General features: G+C 59.7%; 11 protein-coding genes. 2 read left to right on the forward strand and 9 right to left on the reverse strand.

The features are described from left to right. The first annotated feature begins 1 nt into the window (after window position 1). Window positions 2–3,004 carry a DEAD/DEAH box helicase family protein gene (locus CH294_RS18130; protein WP_094738728.1) on the forward strand — a complete coding sequence of 1,001 codons (3,003 nt, stop codon included), beginning with the start codon at window positions 2–4 and terminating at the stop codon, window positions 3,002–3,004. A gap of 584 nt (window positions 3,005–3,588) precedes the next feature. Further along, window positions 3,589–4,671, forward strand: coding sequence for a hypothetical protein (locus CH294_RS18135; protein ID WP_212709811.1), 1,083 nt, complete (start codon window positions 3,589–3,591; stop codon window positions 4,669–4,671). 197 nt (window positions 4,672–4,868) lie between these two features. Here CH294_RS18135 and CH294_RS27275 read toward each other — a convergent pair whose 3' ends face one another. The 9 genes from CH294_RS27275 to CH294_RS18175 all read right to left on the reverse strand — a co-directional run bounded on the left by CH294_RS27275 (window position 4,869) and on the right by CH294_RS18175 (window position 16,548). Next, window positions 4,869–5,720, reverse strand: a complete 852-nt coding sequence (locus CH294_RS27275) for a hypothetical protein (protein ID WP_141216523.1) — start codon at window positions 5,718–5,720, stop codon at window positions 4,869–4,871. Beyond that, window positions 5,713–7,422, reverse strand: a complete 1,710-nt coding sequence (locus CH294_RS18140; RefSeq protein ID WP_094738729.1) for a DUF3696 domain-containing protein — start codon at window positions 7,420–7,422, stop codon at window positions 5,713–5,715. Before CH294_RS18140 ends, CH294_RS27275 begins: the two co-directional genes overlap by 8 nt. A gap of 350 nt (window positions 7,423–7,772) precedes the next feature. After that, complete coding sequence (locus CH294_RS18145; protein ID WP_249305368.1) at window positions 7,773–8,543, reverse strand: ABC transporter permease subunit; 771 nt, start codon at window positions 8,541–8,543, stop codon at window positions 7,773–7,775. A gap of 50 nt (window positions 8,544–8,593) precedes the next feature. After that, a complete protein-coding gene (locus CH294_RS18150; RefSeq protein ID WP_094738731.1) occupies window positions 8,594–9,418 on the reverse strand; it encodes an ABC transporter permease in 825 nt (274 codons plus the stop codon). Then, window positions 9,415–10,224 carry an ABC transporter ATP-binding protein gene (locus tag CH294_RS18155; RefSeq protein WP_094718945.1) on the reverse strand — a complete coding sequence of 270 codons (810 nt, stop codon included), beginning with the start codon at window positions 10,222–10,224 and terminating at the stop codon, window positions 9,415–9,417. Before CH294_RS18155 ends, CH294_RS18150 begins: the two co-directional genes overlap by 4 nt. A 31-nt stretch (window positions 10,225–10,255) precedes the next feature. Further along, on the reverse strand, window positions 10,256–11,272 hold the full coding sequence (locus tag CH294_RS18160) for an ABC transporter substrate-binding protein (RefSeq protein ID WP_032402634.1): 1,017 nt from the start codon (window positions 11,270–11,272) through the stop codon (window positions 10,256–10,258). Window positions 11,273–11,447: 175 nt separating this feature from the next. Continuing rightward, entirely contained in the window at window positions 11,448–12,707 is a 1,260-nt protein-coding gene (locus tag CH294_RS18165; protein ID WP_249305370.1) for an amidase, read from the reverse strand. Further along, window positions 12,653–14,470, reverse strand: a complete 1,818-nt coding sequence (locus tag CH294_RS18170; protein ID WP_032402635.1) for a hydantoinase B/oxoprolinase family protein — start codon at window positions 14,468–14,470, stop codon at window positions 12,653–12,655. The genes CH294_RS18165 and CH294_RS18170 overlap by 55 nt, the downstream gene beginning before the upstream one ends. Further along, window positions 14,467–16,548 (reverse strand): hydantoinase/oxoprolinase family protein, encoded by a 2,082-nt coding sequence (locus CH294_RS18175; RefSeq protein ID WP_094738732.1) that lies wholly within the window; start codon window positions 16,546–16,548, stop codon window positions 14,467–14,469. The genes CH294_RS18170 and CH294_RS18175 overlap by 4 nt, the downstream gene beginning before the upstream one ends. Between the last annotated feature and the right edge of the window lie 161 nt (window positions 16,549–16,709).

The following is a 16,709-nucleotide window of genomic DNA, read 5'->3' on the forward strand; positions in this document are numbered from 1 at the left end:
CATGAAAATCACGCAGGAAGCAGCATTCGAGTCCAACATCGAGTCCGATCTACTTGCGAACGGGTGGGCAAAGGTCGACCCATCGGGCTACGACCGCAAGGTCGGCTTTTTCCCGGATGAGGTCGTCGCGTTTGTGCAGGCGTCGCAGCCGAAGGCATGGCAGCAGTTGGTCAGTCGGCACGGCGGGGAGCAATCGGCTCGTATCAAGTTCCTCAAAACGGTGACCGACGCGCTCGATCACCGTGGGACGATCAGCGTGCTTCGCTCCCCGGTGAAGGACACCGGAGTCTCGGTCCGACTGTGCTTCTTCAGGCCTGCAAGCACCCTGAACAAGGAACAGTCGCAGCGGTACGCATCGAACCGGCTCGGGGTGGTGCGACAGCTGCACCATTCGGAGTCCAATCCGCTGGACTCGGTTGATCTGGCGTTGGTCGTCAACGGCATTCCGGTCGCAACGGCGGAACTTAAAAATCCCCTGACCGGACAGGGCATTGAACGTGCCATGACGCAGTACCGCAGCGACCGCAACCCACACGACCTCGTCTTCCGGGCCCGCACTCTCGTGCATTTCGCCGTCGACCCCCACCGCGTCGCGATGACGACGCGGCTCGCCGGGCAGAACACCCGCTTTCTACCGTTCGATCAGGGCAGTGAGGGGGCAGGTCGACCAGGCGCTTCGGGAAACCCCTCCGCACCAACGGGGTACCAAACCAATTACCTCTGGTGCGAGGTATGGCAACGCGACGCCTGGCTCGAAGTTCTCGGCTCATTCGTACACGACGAAGACGGGCGCATACTGTTCCCGCGCTATCACCAGTGGCACGCGGTGCGAACGATCATTGCGGCGACGATGCGGGACGGTGCAGGTGTCGATCGGTTGATTCAGCACTCTGCGGGCTCCGGGAAGTCGAACACTATTGCCTGGACCGCGCATGCACTGTCCCGACTGCACGGGTCTGACGACGTGCCGATTTTCGACAAGGTCGTTGTCATCACCGACCGCAAAGTGCTCGACCGGCAGCTTCAGCAGACCGTGGCGGGACTTGATCATACCCCGGGGACAATAGTCCGAATCGACCAAAAGTCCGACCAGCTGAAAGAAGCGTTGGAGGGCAACGCTGCGCGGGTCATCATCACCACGCTGCAGAAATTCCCCATTGTGGCCGAGCTCGCCCGAAACGAGGTCGCGGAGGGCGCGTCGAAAGACGTTGTCGGCCGTCGATTCGCAGTGATCATCGACGAGGCGCACTCCTCAAGTTCCGGGGACTCGGTCACCGCGCTTAAGACCGTTCTGACGGGTGCGGATCCGCTCACTGCAGCCGAGACGGAGCAGGCCGAGGCGCAGGAGGCGGGCGCCCCGGACGATCCGCTCCTCGCCATCGCTCGTTCTCGAGGTAAGCAGGGCAACTTGTCGTTCTTCGCTTTTACGGCCACTCCGAAACCCAAGACCCTCGACACGTTCGGCCGGATTGACGCCGAGGGCCATAAGCGGCCGTTTCACACATATTCGATGCGCCAAGCCATCGCCGAGGGGTTCATCCTTAACGTGCTCGCAAGCTACACGACCTACTCGGTGTACTACAAACTCGCAAACGCCCACCCACGCAATGATCCCGAATTCAATAGCAGCAAGGGGCGTGCGGCATTGGCTCGGTTCGCGTCGCTCCATCCGTACCAGCTCGAGGCTAAGGCCGAGGTCATCATCGAGCACTTCCGGCAGAAGACGGCGGGACAGATCGATGCGCAGGCCAAGGCAATGGTCGTCACCAGGTCCCGGCTCCATGCGATTCGGATGAAGCAGGCCCTCGACTTCTATATCTCCTCAAAAGGGTACGGCACTGGGGCGAACCCGCTCCGCACCCTCGTGGCGTTCTCGGGCTCGCTCGCCGACCCTGACGACCTGGGCGCCGCGCCGTGGACCGAGGCCAACCTCAACGGGTTCTCCGAAGGCCAGTTACCGCAGCGATTCAAGGAGGATGGCTTTCAGCTACTTGTCGTAGCCGAGAAATACCAGACCGGATTCGACGAGCCGCTGCTGCATACGATGTACGTCGACAAAAAGCTCGGCGGGGTCGCCGCAGTCCAGACCCTTTCCCGGCTTAACCGGACCCATCCGGGCAAGGAAAACACTTTCGTCCTGGACTTCGCCAACACCGCCGAAGAGATCAAGGACGCGTTCGACCCGTTCTATGAAGAATCCTTCGCGACACCAACCGAACCCAACGTGCTCTACACCATGGAGCACGACCTACTAGCTTCAGGAGTGCTCTCCCGGCAGGAGATGGACGCGGCCGTGACAGCGCTGCTCTCCAACGATGCGTCGCAGCAGTCGGTGCTGTACTCCAACCTCGGTCCGCCGGTCGGCCGCTTCGCGGCGCTTGACGAGAACGCACAGGAGGCCTTTCGCGGAACACTGCAATCATATTGCCGCGCATACTCGTTCGTCGCACAGATCATGCCGTGGGCCGACCCGGACTTGGAACGAGTGTTCCTCTATGGGCGCCTTCTGCTCACCGAACTGCCTCCGCGGGAGAACGACCCAATGCCGCAGCTGAGCAAGTCTGTCCAGCTAACCCACCTGAGGCTTTCAGTCACAGCAGACGAGGCAACGATCGGGCTTGAGGGCAGCGACGAACCAAGTGCTGCTCTTCCTGGCGACGGAAGAGGGGCACTCGCTGAGCCGTTGATCGACAAGCTTTCCGCGCTGATCCAGGCTATGAACGAGAAGTATGGAGCTGATCTCACTGAGGCCGACAAGGTGTGGGTCGATCAGCAATGGACCGTAGTGATGGAAGACGCCGAAATGCAGGCCGTAGCCGTCCACAATGACCGTAGCCAGTTCGAACTGGTGCTGGAGCAAAAGGTCAAAGATCTGCTGCTGGATCGCCATGAAAAAAATGCGGTCCTGTTCGATATGTTCTTCGCAAACCCTGATTTCCAGGCGATGCTGCTTAACCACCTTGGAGGAACTTACGACGAATTTCGTCGAGAGTCCGCCAGCTAAACGCACGCTTCTAGACCATAGAGCAGGCGTCTGCATCAGATGGGCGGCGGCGAAAAGGAAGACCCGGTGCTGGGTGCACCGGGTCAGCACTCGCGGACGGACATCTCGCGGCCGTCGTCGACCGCAAAACGAGTATCGCTGGCGAAGCTTGCGAGCCGGGTTTCTCCCGAACTGCAGGGGGCTGAGATCAGGTCTCTGTCGAACCGAGCACGGTACATCCAAAGTGTGGGCATCAATGCCGCTCACCAGACATTTAACGCAACCTGCTCTGTCCTGTATGGTGTCAATGGCCAATGCAAGTTCAACGGCAGCGGGAAATTTTCACTTCAGTTCGATCACATTCGTCTCGGTGCTCTGTTACCGTTCAACGCCGTGCGTAGAACCAGCTGGGGACTCTTCTAACCGGGCCCAGATCCCCGACACAGGCAAGGTAAGCGATGACATCGGATAGTTCGGACACGGCCAACGGCAATGACGCATCGGTGCACAAAAAAGTTGGTGCGGTGCCGGCCTCCGATGGTGCTGGTTCGAGTCCGAGCGCTATACCGAGTCCGAGTCGGGCGAGGGTTACTTCTGCTCCAAAGGTGGCGAAGAAGGCGGGCGCTACTTCTGCGCCAAAGGTGGCGAAGAAGGCGGGCGTTACCAAGAAAGGTAGCCCGAAAAACCTACCTGCTGTAGTGGCGAAATTTCCTCGCCATACTCTGCTCCAGGCGTTGAGAATTCCGCAAGCAATATATCAGCAAAACGGTGGGAACCCGGCAACTCCAAAAGAGGCCGTTGCTTTTGCCGGTGGCCGGTCATTGACTGGAGCATACAAGTTAGAAATTTCCTCCGCAAAGAAGTATGGATTCATAAAGTCTGAAGGTGGAAAGCTGCTATTGGAGGAAAGGGCGAGGCGCGCCATCGCGCCTCAGTCTGACGGTGATCGTGTTGCATCGTTTCAAGAAGCGGTTCTGGCTGCGCCAGAGATATCAGACGTCTATAGTTTCTATCGCGGAGAAAACCTACCGGATTCAAACTTTCTTGTAAACGCCCTAACGGATAAGTTTGGAATTCCAGCAGACAAAACTGCTGAATTTTTGTCGATTTTCAACGATTCCCTTGAGCAGGCCGAGTTAATAGATAACTCGGGAGACAGGCCACGATTACGCGATATCGGCAGAGACGAGAGGCACCAATCCTCGCCACCGAAGACGCTGGACAGCTCACGAATTGATGCGTTAGCTGGAGGTGCGGGAACGTGTTTTGTGATGCAGCCATTTCAAGCGCCTTTGGGTGGATACTATGAATCAATATTTTTACCTGCGATAGAACAGACGGGCCTGCGGGCTGTCCGGGCTGACGCCGATATATTTGGTACTGGCAAAATAATTGACCAGATTTGGCGAGGAATTAGTAATGCTGCCGTACTCATTGCCGAGCTAACAACGAAGAACCCCAATGTTTTTTATGAGCTTGGCCTCGCGCACGCGCTTCAAAAGCCTGTCATCTTAGTATCATCCAATCAGGACGATGTTCCGTTTGACCTCCGGCATATCCGAGTTATTCTGTATGATCAGTCGGATCCGTTCTGGGGAAATAAACTTATTGACAAAGTGGCCGACAATGTACGTTCTGCTCTAAATGACCCGGAAGACGCCATCTTCAAAATCGAAAATTTACGGTAAAGACGCGACCGTCATCGACTGGAGAATCCGTTGCCGTCAAAGCCCCACGTCGTGTAAAGTTCTCTGAACGCAGCCGCAGGGTCGTCTACCGTTGGAGGCAATCGACGAAGATGGCAGTCAGTCCGGTAAGCAGGTCAGGGCTATGAGTGAGCTCAGGCGTCACATCGATTCTGGGGTGTGGAAGTTTTTGCAAAAAGTCAATCAAGCGCTACTAGCTCATGATTGATACCTGCGACACTACACAGCAGCTCAATGAGTCCGGTGGGACTTTCAACTACGTGAAGAGTATTGCCGATCCGGCCGCAAGTTTTTTTCATTAGGTAATAAGTAGAATGGTCAATCTTGCCTGTCAGGCAAACAATGATAGCGCTGCTGCTCAGCCCGCGAATTTTACTCTCAACACCGGCGGCCTTTTTTGATTTCTCGCTGGCCGACCATTGTATTTGATCAGCTCCAATACCGCAGATCTCATGTGCGCGTTCCAGTATTCGAAACTCAACTTGCCCGCCGACGATTAAGATAGATCTTTCTTTGAAATATTCATGAACTAAATCGAGTGCATCGGCTTTCGTAGGCTTGTCCACGTCAAAATAGAGGTTTAGGACGGATGGCGGTCCGGGGCTAATTTCAAGCCGGATTTCGTGAGGAGGTGACCAATGAGTCGTATCGGATGCCATATGCACTTCTGGGAAGTCGCTGTGATGTGCGATGTCTGAAGTCAGTAGGGAAGCAAAATTATTCGGTATATAGTTTCCGATTATTCTGATGCCTTCAGCGAGTGGGTTCGCGGCCGCGGCGTTTCCGGTACGGCTAAGAAGCCTGGAAAAGACTCGGTGAACGGATTTTGTCATTCCGCTTGGTATCCACGCGTGTGGATTGGGTAGCAGTGAATTACCATAGAACTCTGTCGCAGCCTCAAAGGTGGCGTAGCCTAGCGAAATATTTCTGAGATTTTCCCACTCCGCGATCCGCAGCCAAAACTTCGCAGTTGCGTCACTCTCTTTCGACGGTATCACGAGCGCTGGATCGACAAATAACGCCTCACCCATTGTGTGCTCGCTTCTCTATCTTCTTGTCGATTGCTCGGATAATGGCGAGCGAATCGATGTCTTGCGCGTCGAAGAAGCCTTCTGGCCAGAATTCGAAGTCCCCCAGGTCATTTATTGGCACACTTCTTGCGATTGACGCAGTGTCCCGGTGCTCCACGAAGACAACCTCGATGCGGGCAGGATCGACCGAATCCTCAGCGACCCGCCGTCTGAGCCTGGTCACTACATATTCGCTGTGAGTCTCGATGACTAGTTTTATATCAGTACGTGCAAAAAGGAAGAAGTCTGCGAGCCGGGATTGAACGGCTGGATGTAGATGCAACTCGGGCTGTTCGACAAGCAAAATCGACCGTGGTGGCGCCGACAGCACCGCTACGAGAACCGGAAGGAGCTGGCTTGCACCCACCCCTATGGTTGTAAGGTCTCGGTCAGCCCCGTCGACCTGTAACTGAACCCCTCGTCCTAGCTTTCCGTGGTCGGTAACGGATATTTCGTCACCGATGCCCAGATAGCTACACCACTTGCTGACTGCAACGGTAAACAGGTCGTTCCTTCTATTCCCGCTCATATCGCCATAATTAATGCGAACGTTGTTGAGCCTAGTAAGTACTTCCGCGGTTAGCTCGCCTCGTATTCCTACAGGCAACGGCTCCACCCGTTCGTCCCACGCGCTATGCACAACGCGTGGTTCGTCCCTCAACGGGCCCAGATATTTTATAAGTCCCCCGGTCTCGGTTACCTGTTCACCGACTTCACTAAGCATATGCAACGTCAGTTCGTCATCGTTGGATGTCGTAACTTCAATGAGCCCATCGTGAGCCCTTCCGATGCGTGGCGGAAGACGGTAGGAATCGGTACCTTGAATTATCCACGGATTCTCGGAGCGGCGCCCGGCGGCGATGTCGGCGACTTCTAATTTTTGTTTATCGCTGAGTGACTTCCAATCAGCAGGTGACCATCTGACGGATGGTGTGAATTGTATCTCGATGCCGTCTCTGTTTGAGACTAGTTTTAGATAATCTTTTTTGGAAATTAGTCGAGCTAGCTCTACGAAAACGTACCGCAACCGAAGTGAATTTTGGGAGGCATTCGCGAGTGGAATCAAGGATCCAGCGTAGAGTTTTCTTATTCGTGCGCTGTTTGAGTGTTGAGCGACAGCGACCGGGACTAATCCCCGGAGTAGGATATATCGCCGGTTGCGTGCTTTTTTACCATTTTCGATAGTAATGCGTAAAACGATCAATTGGTCGTCGTCGAGGACCTCTAAAATTTCTGCTCGGTCGGTGCCATTAATCCTTGAGCTGGTTGCGTTGAAAATTGGGCGGCCTGAGTCTGGTTCTACAAGTTCGAAGTCGCTAACCGTAAGGTCCGCCTTATTTTCCGCATTCTCAAGTGAAACTCGAACTTCCATCTCCTTGGTCTGTGTACCAGTTCTCAGGTCCGAGAGCGGAAAGAGAAACTCAAATTGAGTGCTCTTCTGGCCATCTCGGATCACATCGGATCCAAGCCCTAGTCGTACCAGCTGTCCGTTAAGCGTGATGGAACCAGTACGGTACGCGCACTGGGTCAGTAGCAGCAGTGACTGAAGTATCGATGACTTCCCCGAGCTGTTGACACCGCAGAGTATTGTCAAGTTCTTATTCTTGAAGTCAATGCGTGAGAATCCAATTGCTTTGAAGTCACGTACGGTCCACGAGTGCATGTATCGATGATACCGGAGACAAGACGCGCGTTGCGGACTTTTCGCAGGGCAGGAAATTGTACTGCGGTTCTTCGAAGAGAAACCGGTAGATCCCGGATATCAGAGTCTCCGGAATCTCGTCCAACGTGCCTGCGCTCGCTACTAGGTGCCCGTGCTGAGTGCAAGGCAGACCCGCGATGGCTGCGGACCTAAGCTTGAGGACGGGTCGCTTAACGTTGGTCTGTGCTTGCGTCACTCGGTTCTACTTTGGTGTCAATCCTGTCGTGAGTCGGTGATTGCTGGGGCATCTTGCTTTCCCGCCTCTGCCGCTGTATCGATTTGTGTAGGAACGTGGGTCGAATGTCGATAGGTCAAACAGCACCGTATTTCGAGGTGATACGAGTTTCCAACCACTGCAGGGCAATCGTGGGTGGCAGTGCCATCACCAGGATCAACACAACCGTGCCCATGATGTTCTCCATCCGCACGAGGCTGACGTTGCGGAGCAGTTCGTATCCGATGCCGCTGGACGATGAGAACATCTCGGCGAGAAGCAGTCCCAGGAACGCCAGGCCGAAGGTCATCCGCATACCCGTCGCCAATGCTGGGAGCACGGCGGGAATGACGATCTGACGGATCAACCTGGGCCAGCTCACTTGCAGTGACGCCGCCATCTTCAGATGAATTCTCTGGACCGATGCGGTGGCCTCGACGGCTACGAGGAACATCGGGATGAAGGCGGCGTAGAAGGAAAATCCGAATCGGCTCAGTGCGCCGATGCCGAGGAACGACAGGAAGATCGGATACAGCACGATCTTCGGAATGCTGTTGATCGAGTAGACGATCGGGGCGATGGTTCGGGTCCAGAACGGACTCAATCCCAGCGTCAGACCCAGCACGGAACCCGCGACGGTGCTGGCCAGAAACGCGAGCAAGAGAATACGCAGCGAGTCGCCGACATTGGCCCGGAAGTCTGCCTTGCCCAGGTCCTCGACGAGCGAGGCCATGGCCTCGGCAGGCGTCGGGAAGATGAGACTGTCGACGAGAACCGCCGCGACCCACCAGATCAGGACCGCCACGACGGCCACGACCAGAGGAGGGAGGAACCGTCGCGCGTTGGTGCGGCCCGCGGATGAGGTCACCTTCGGGGGAATCGTCGGGGCGGAAACTACTCTGTCCAAGGTGCTGCTCATCAGCGGCGCCTCCAATCGAATCGGTTGAGCGCGAGAGAGATCAGCGAGGTCGAGAGCAGAGCGATCAGCGCCACGATGAGGATCCCGGCGTACATGTCGGCGATGTCGAACCCGTCGTAGGCAATGGAGATGAAGTGGCCCAGCCCCTGCGTCGACAGGATGAACTCACTGGCCAACACGGAGATGACGGCGTACGAGAGCCCCAGCTTGAGTCCGGTCACTATGCTCGGCAACGCATACGGAAGCAGCACCGATCGGAAGTACTGCCACCGCGTGAGCATCAGTGTGGTGCCGAGCTTGGTGACGATCGGCGACACCGAGTTGAAACCGGTGCGCGCATTCAACGCCACCACACCGAAGGCGAAGATGGTGGACAGAATGGCGATCGGAGCCACACCGGCACCGAACAGCACCACCATGATGGGGTACAGCGCGAACGTCGGGACGGCGTAGTAGACGTTGAGATAGGGCTGAAACGCTCTGTCCCACAACTCGTACCGCCACAGAACGTACGCGGCGGCGACACCGAGTACGGAGCTGAGCACAAACGCCAGGACGATGATGCCCAGCGTTCGGCCCAACTCGTCGATCAGGAAGTCAGGGTCAGTCAGCAAGCTCAGCGACGTCGAGATCATGTCGGTCACCGGAACGATGTCCAGGGGTGAGGCGAAGAACCGTGCCGAGATGTCGATGGTCACCAGTGCCGCGACGAGGATCAGCACGGTCCATCCCCATGCGGGGAGACCGAGTTGAGTGGAGGGGGCCGGCCGAATGTATCCGGGGACCACAGATGCGCGCGTGCTCTGGCGCGTGGGGGCACTCATGGTTCGATACTCATCGTCTTCTTGGCCTCGTCCCGCAGCCGCGACCAGATACGTTCGTGCAGAGCGACAGCGTCGGGACTGGCCAAGACGTCTTCGGACCGTGGACGCGGGAGGTCGATGTCCACCTCGTCGATGAATCGACCGGGCCGCGCACTCATCACGAGCACGCGATCGGACAGCAGTACTGCTTCCTGGATGCTGTGGGTGATGAACAAGACTCCGCACGTAAGCTTTTCGACGATCTTGAGCAGCTCGTACGACATCACCAGTCGCGTTTGCTCGTCGAGTGCACCGAACGGCTCGTCCGCGAGAATCAGGTCGGGCTCCATGGACAGGCAGCGCGCGATGGCCACACGCTGGCGCATACCGCCGGACAACTGGGTGGGGTAGTGGTCGCCGAACTTGCTCAGCCCCACGGTGTTCAGCAACTCGTCGGCGCGGGACCGACGTTCTTTCTTCCCGACACCCCGGACTTCGAGAGCGAACGCGACGTTGTCGCGGACGGTCCGCCAGGGCAGCGTAGCCGATTCCTGGAAGATGACTGCAGTCTTGGATCGAGGGCCGGTGAGCGGTTGGCCGTCGACGTGCACGGTGCCGCCGTCGTGATCCTGTAGTCCGGCGAACACCTCGAGCAGAGTGGACTTGCCGCAGCCACTGGGCCCGACGACGGAGACGAATTCGCCTCGGCCGATGGACAAGTCGATCTCGTGGAGAGCGGTCACATCACCGAAGCGCCGTGACACCGACGATGCGACGGCGATGGCGGAGGTGGTGTCGGGGCGGGGTCGAGTCGCTGCGTGAGTCACGTCGATACCTTCTGGTGGTGGGAAATTTGGGTCAGGAGTCGCAGTCGCCGGGGACATCGTTTTCGACTCCTTCGGCGAGGAACTCCGGGTCGAACAGAGTGCAGAAATTGGGTACGCGATCGCTCCCCGACGCTTCCACGCCGTCCTGGGCGGATTCGACGGACGCTGTGTCGAATCCGCCGCCCCAAGTGCCGACCGAGGACGCGCGTTCGACCACTGCGGTGGCCGACTCGACGTCGAATCCCGTGTATGCCGCGTAGATCTCGGCAGCCGCAACAGGATCGGCCTCGATCGACGCGACCGCCTCGGTGTAGCCGGCGTTGATGGCTCGTACGACGCCGGGGTTGCTCGCGGCGTAGTCCTTGGTCGTGGTGATCGTCGACTGCAAGAACCGTGACATGTAGTCGGGGCTGCTCACGATCAGCTTGAAGTCCTCGGGTCGCTGCTCGGCGACGATGGAGGGAACGAGGGCGATATCGACGTTGCCGGCTTCGAGCAGTGCGAAGCCTTCGCCGATTCCGCCGGAGGCAACCCGCTCGATCTGGCTCGGGTCGACGCCCGCGAGTGAGGGAATGAGGCGGGTGAGGGCGTCGGAGGCCGAGTTGGGGCGGGTGTAGGCCCACCGGCGGACGTCCTCGATGGAGTTGATGTTTGGGTTCGAGGCGAGCGCGTAGAAATTCATCGGGTACGGCCCCTGAGTGCCACCGCCGACGATGCGCAGCTCGGAGCCGGCCGCGTCCGCCTGGACGATCGACGGGTAGCTGACTTCGCCGATGGGGATGTTGCCGTCGAGCAGCGTGCGCATGGTCGCGCTGCCGCCCTTACCCGGAACGATGTTCTCCACGATCACACCGTGCTTCTCGAACAGTCCCTGTTTTTGCGCGACAAGCCAAGGGATGCTGTAGATTTCGGCCGCTGCCGAGACGGTGACGTCGATCGTGACCGGGTTGGCCGGGTCCGCGTCGGGACCGGGATCGGATCCACAGGCCACCAATGCGGTGGACAGCGTCAGTGCTGCCATGATGGACGTGGCTCGGCGTAAATGCATCTGCGTCCTCGCTGGATGATCGGCGTGACGGTGCCGAAGTGGGAGTGTCGGCTGTCGCATGTTCACCCGTAGTGAGACGTACGTAACAGCTGCCTTCTACCTAAACATAAGATGTTTTAGGCGTCAAGGTGAGGTAAATCCGGACAAAGCCTGAAGATTGACCACGCAACACTGGTTAAAGATCTGATGTATGCGGTGGCGCGGCTCGATGCCAGTTGCTCACCGACTGATAGCGCTCGCCGACGCCGAACAATGCACCCTCACGGTGCGCCGCAGCGGTGAGCTGCGCTCCCACCGGCATGCCCGAGGACGGGTGGAACCCAACCGGCAGAGCCAGCGTCGGGCCGTCGTGCAACGACCACGGGTACGTGAATTGTCCCATCCGGCGCGAGAGCGCGACAACGTCGTCACCCCCGTCCCTCGGGGGAACATCGACGGGCATGACCGGAGTCAACACCACGTCGACCGTCGCGAACGTGGTGGTCATGGCCTTGCGGAATCGATCGCGGCCAGCGAGTGCACGGGCACAGTCGGACTCGGAGATGCTCAGGCCCAACGCTATTCGCTCGTAGGTCGCGGGTTGGAAGCGTGAAGGCTCGCTGGCGAGCCGGTGCCGGTGGCAGCGAGCGAGGTCGCCGTACACGATCGTGTAGACGATGTCCTGGGCGTCGGCGGCGTGTTCGAGTTGGATGGGGACGATCTCGTACCCCAGTTCGGCGAACGTGCGCACCGCGACCGCGACGGTCTGCGCAACGCCAAAGTCCACGTCCGCGGTGAGGAACACAGTGGGCACGCCGATGCGTGTGACCTCCGAGGGCTCGGATGGGCTGGGGGACAGGACGTCGAACAGGGCTTTCAGCTCGGTAACCGACCGCGCCATCGGGCCTACGGTGTCGAACTGCTCGCTCACCGGGAACACACCGTGGTTGCTGATCGATCCCCAGCTCGGGCGGAGACCGGTGAGTCCGCATGCCGCGGCGGGTAGGCGCACCGACCCGCCGGTGTCGGTGCCCAGGGATGCGTCGACTAATCCAGCGGCGACGGCAATCCCCGATCCGCCACTCGATCCGCCGGGCACCCGGGTGCGATTCCACGGGTTGTACGACGGGCCGGCGGCCGAATTCTGCGAGGTGACGCCGACGGCGAACTCGGCCATGTTCAGTTTCGCGACCACCGACCCGCCTGCGCGTCGCAGGCGGGAGACGACTTCGGCGTCCGACGCGGCGACGTTGTCCTCGAAGAACTCCGACGCGCAGGTGGTCTCGACGCCGGCCACGTCGATGTTGTCCTTGACGCCGATGCGCAGGCCGGACAGGGGCCCCGGGGTATCGTTCCGGTCGTCGATCCACCGGACGACACCGCCGAAGGTCCCGTCCTCGATCAGGCTGCGCTCCGGGCGCGCAGCTCGGCCGTCGCGTCCTCGTCGACCGTCCACGAATCGGTGTTCACGACCACACCGTAGTCGCGTCGAGCATCGTCCTCGGTGAGGTACTCGTCCCAGACGTCGCTGAGCACCTGGAACGGATCACGCTCGAACGGGTTTCCGAAGCCACCGCCCGAGGGGAGCTTGATCTCCAGCGTCTCACCGGAACGAATCGTCTCTTGAGTGACCTTGGAGTACAACACTTCCTCGCGGTCGGTCCCGGCATTCCTGGTGAACGAGCCGGACACACCGTTGTGGCCACCGAGGGCTCCGGCCGGAGGATCCGACCGGTTGTCGGCCTCGGAACCGAGGAACGTATCGGTCTCCATCAACCACTTGCGCACACTGCCGATACCGCCGCGCCACTTCCCTGGCGCGGGAGCCTCGTCGCGCAGCTCGTAACGCAACGCGCGCATGGCGTGGTTGAGCTCGAGCTCCTCGATCGGGTTGTTGCGAGTGTTCGCCATCAGGGCGTCGACGGCGTCCATACCGTCCTTGCCGTTGCGGCCGCCGTACGAGCCCTCGTTGATTTCGATGTAGACCCAATAGGATTCGCCGTCCGGCGCGATACCGGAGTAGGCGATGGCGCATAGAGCGGCAGACGACCCTGCGATCGCATGATCCGGAAGCACCGGGGCCAGAGCCAGGTTGATCGAGTCGAACACCCGGTTCACCTGCGAGAACCGCGCGAAGCATGACGCAGGGAAGTCCGGGTTGAAGATCGTGCCCTCGGGCGCATAGGCCTTGACCGGACGGAAGCACCCGTCGTTCTGCGGAACGAATTCCTCGGTCAGGTCCTCGTCGAGCAGAATCGTACGAATGGCCGAGACGGCCACCGGCAGAACCGAACCCTCGAACGGGACATTGAACGCGGTGGGCACCTGGCTGTTCGAGCCGGTGAGGTCGATGAGGATGTCCTCGCCCTCGACCTGCACCCGCACGGCCACCTTGAGCGGTTCGTCGCGGTTCTTACCGTCGTCGTCGAGGTATCCGATGGGGGCGGTGTAGCTGCCGTCGGGAATCTCTCGAATCTTTCTGCGCAGCATGGATTCGGAGTAGTCCATCCAGCGTTCGCCCGCACTCATCACGGTGTCGAGGCCGTACTTCTCGAGCAGCTCGGTGAATCGCTTTTCCCCGATCCGCGAGCACGCGATCAAGGCTTCGAGGTCGCCGCGGTTCTGCTCCGGTGTACGGACGTTGTCGAGGATGTGCTGGATCAGGTAGTCGTTGCGGACGCCGGCCTCGTAGATCTTCATCGAGTCCATCAGCTTGCCCTCGGCCCACACGTCGACGACGTCCATGCACAGGCCGGGGAAGTTGCCGCCGACGTCGGACACGTGACCGGTACACCCGGCGAAGCCGATGTGCTCGCCCTGCCAGAAGATCGGAATGATCACGCCGTAATCGGGGGAGTGAGCCGCTCCGTGGTACGGATGATTGTGCAGCACCACGTCTCCGGGCTTGTACGTTCCGGCGAGGCGACGGTTGACGCCCTTGATGTAGGCGGGAATCGACCCACAGTGCATCGGAGTCGAATCCGATTCGCACAGTTCACGTCCGTTGATGTCGAAGATGCCCGCGCCGAGGTCCTCGGACTCTCGGATGAGCGAGGAGTACGCCATGCGGTAGAGCACCTGGGCCATCTCTTTGGCCATCGACTGGAGGGCTCCGCCGATGACGCGCAGCGTGATGGGATCGACCTCGACGTCGTTCCAGGTTCGAGTGGATTCGCCCGCCAGTGACACTCCGGTGGTGGGCATCAGCGCCTTGCTCATGCGGGGTTCCTCTCGATGATGATGTGGCCGACGGCGTCGACGGTGGCGTGCTGGTTCATACCGATGATCGTGGTGGAATCGAACTGTTCGACGATCGCAGGACCGTCGATCTCGTTGTTCGCCAACAACAACGACCGCTCGTAGACCGGGGTGTCCACCCACTGCGGCGCGGATGTCTCGTCCTGCCAGAACAGGGCCTTGGTGGTCGTCTTGATCGCGGCCGAGGAGTCGGCGGTGCCCACGGCGATGTCGGCGATCTGCACGTGCGGGACCGCACCCACACCGGTGACTCGGACGTTGATCAGCTGCACGGGCTTGTCGTCGAATCGTTGTGAGTAGGTGCGGCCGTGCACGTCGTGGAACGCCTCCGCGACGGTCTTGACCCACACGTCGTCGATCTCACCGTCCGGCGCAGCGACGCGCAATTCGTAGCCCTGGCCGACGTAACGGCAGTCGACGCTGCGTTCGAGCGAAATGTTCTCGGCCGCAACACCGTCCTTCTCGAGCTGCGCGACGGCGAGCGCGGACAGGCGCTCGACCTGCTCCTGCAGCAGATCGATGTTCGGGTCTGCAGACGACGTCCACACCGTCGTCGGCTCCTCGTAGCGGATGTCGGTGGTGAGCAGGCCGACGGCGGAGGTGATGCCGGGGTGACCGGGCACGATCACGCGCGGAATACCGAGCTGGTCGGCGATCTGCCAGGCGAACAGCGGACCGGCACCACCTTCGGCGATCAGTGAGAAGTCGCGCGGGTCATAGCCTTTGCGCACCGAGTGCAGGCTGATCGCCTCGGTCATGGAATGGGCGAGGATCTTGAAGATGCCCATCGCGGCGTCGTCGAGAGGTGTGTCGAGCTTGTCGGCGATGTGAGTCTGAATCGCTTCGCGCGCCAGCTCGGGCTTGACCTCCATGGTTCCGGACAGGAAGCTCTTCTCGCGCAGCCATCCCATCATCACCATGGCATCGGTGGAGGTCGGTTCGATGCCGCCGTGTCCGTAGCAGGCGGGACCGGGAACGGCACCCGCACTGCGTGGTCCGACGCGGAACATGCCCCCGTCGTCGACCACGGCGATGGAACCGCCTCCGGCACCGATGGTGTCGACCTCGGCCATCGGCACCATCGCGTGATAGTCACCGATCCGCGTGTCGAGCAGATGCTTCATCCGTAGCGCGCCGTCCGGGGCCACGCCGACATCCGCAGAGGTGCCACCGACATCGAGAGTGATAACACTGGGGAAGCCGGATGCCTTGCCGATGGCGCAGCCACCGAGCAGGCCGGCGACCACACCGCTGGTCAGGAGTGAGACCGGGATTTCGCTGGCGCTGCGCGAGGTGACTAGCCCGCCGGCCGAGGTCATGAGGTGTACGTCTTCGCCGACCTGCGCCGCCTTGGCCTTACCGGCGAGGTTCTCGATGTACTTCGAGGTCTTCGGTCCGATGAAGGCGTTGAGCGCGGCGGTCGAAAAGCGTTCGTACTCCCGGTATTGCGGGGCCACCTCGCTGGAGAGGGAGATGAAGACGCCGGGGAACTCCTCCTCGATGATGGCTCTGACGCGTTGCTCGTGAGTCGGATTGCGGTACGCGTGAAGGAATGCGACGGCGATGGCCTGCACGCCTCGCTCACGTAGCAGTCGAACCTGTTCTCGCACAGCATCTTCATCGAGCGGAGTCAGAATATTTCCTGCTGCATCGATGCGTTCGGGGACTACCCGACGGTTGCGTCGCGGCACGAGCTGCCACTTCTGCCACGGAAGATCCTGGTAATTCGAGTAATTGAGAGGACGCTTCTTGCGTGCGATGTGCAGCAGGTCGCGGAAACCCTCGGTGGTGATCATGCCGACGTCGCAGCCGTTGTGCTCGAGCACGATGTTGGTGGCCACGGTGGTGCCGTGGAAGAACATGTCGATTTCGGACGGGTCGATCCCTGCGCGTTCGGCGAGGACCTTGATTCCGTCCATCGTGCCGATCGAGGGATCGTGGTTGGTGGACGGGGTCTTGTGCACGACGACCGTGCCGTCGTCGTCCCACAGGACGAGGTCGGTGAACGTGCCGCCGACGTCGACTCCAATGCGTTTCATGCTGCGTCCGTTCTGTCGGTGCCCGAGTGGAGCGGGAAGGCGTGCTCCGCCTGTTTACGAAGTCGTTGGGTCACCGCTGAGGTGACATGAGTCATAGTGCTGATGATCAACCGGAAAAGCAATACCTCTGATGTATTGCGTCTACTTTGTCTAAATTTCCA

The sequence above is a fragment of the Rhodococcus sp. 14-2483-1-1 genome (genome assembly GCF_002259335.1).
GTDB lineage: Bacteria > Actinomycetota > Actinomycetes > Mycobacteriales > Mycobacteriaceae > Rhodococcoides.

What these genes read in the sequence shown, in the direction of transcription:
- CH294_RS18130 (WP_094738728.1), top strand. Translation starts at nt 2, where the DNA reads ATGAAAATCACGCAGGAAGCAGCATTCGAGTCCAACATCGAGTCCGAT.
- CH294_RS27275 (WP_141216523.1), bottom strand. Translation starts at nt 5,720, where the DNA reads ATGGGTGAGGCGTTATTTGTCGATCCAGCGCTCGTGATACCGTCGAAA.
- CH294_RS18140 (WP_094738729.1), bottom strand. Translation starts at nt 7,422, where the DNA reads ATGCACTCGTGGACCGTACGTGACTTCAAAGCAATTGGATTCTCACGC.
- CH294_RS18150 (WP_094738731.1), bottom strand. Translation starts at nt 9,418, where the DNA reads ATGAGTGCCCCCACGCGCCAGAGCACGCGCGCATCTGTGGTCCCCGGA.
- CH294_RS18160 (WP_032402634.1), bottom strand. Translation starts at nt 11,272, where the DNA reads ATGCATTTACGCCGAGCCACGTCCATCATGGCAGCACTGACGCTGTCC.
- CH294_RS18170 (WP_032402635.1), bottom strand. Translation starts at nt 14,470, where the DNA reads ATGAGCAAGGCGCTGATGCCCACCACCGGAGTGTCACTGGCGGGCGAA.
- CH294_RS18175 (WP_094738732.1), bottom strand. Translation starts at nt 16,548, where the DNA reads ATGAAACGCATTGGAGTCGACGTCGGCGGCACGTTCACCGACCTCGTC.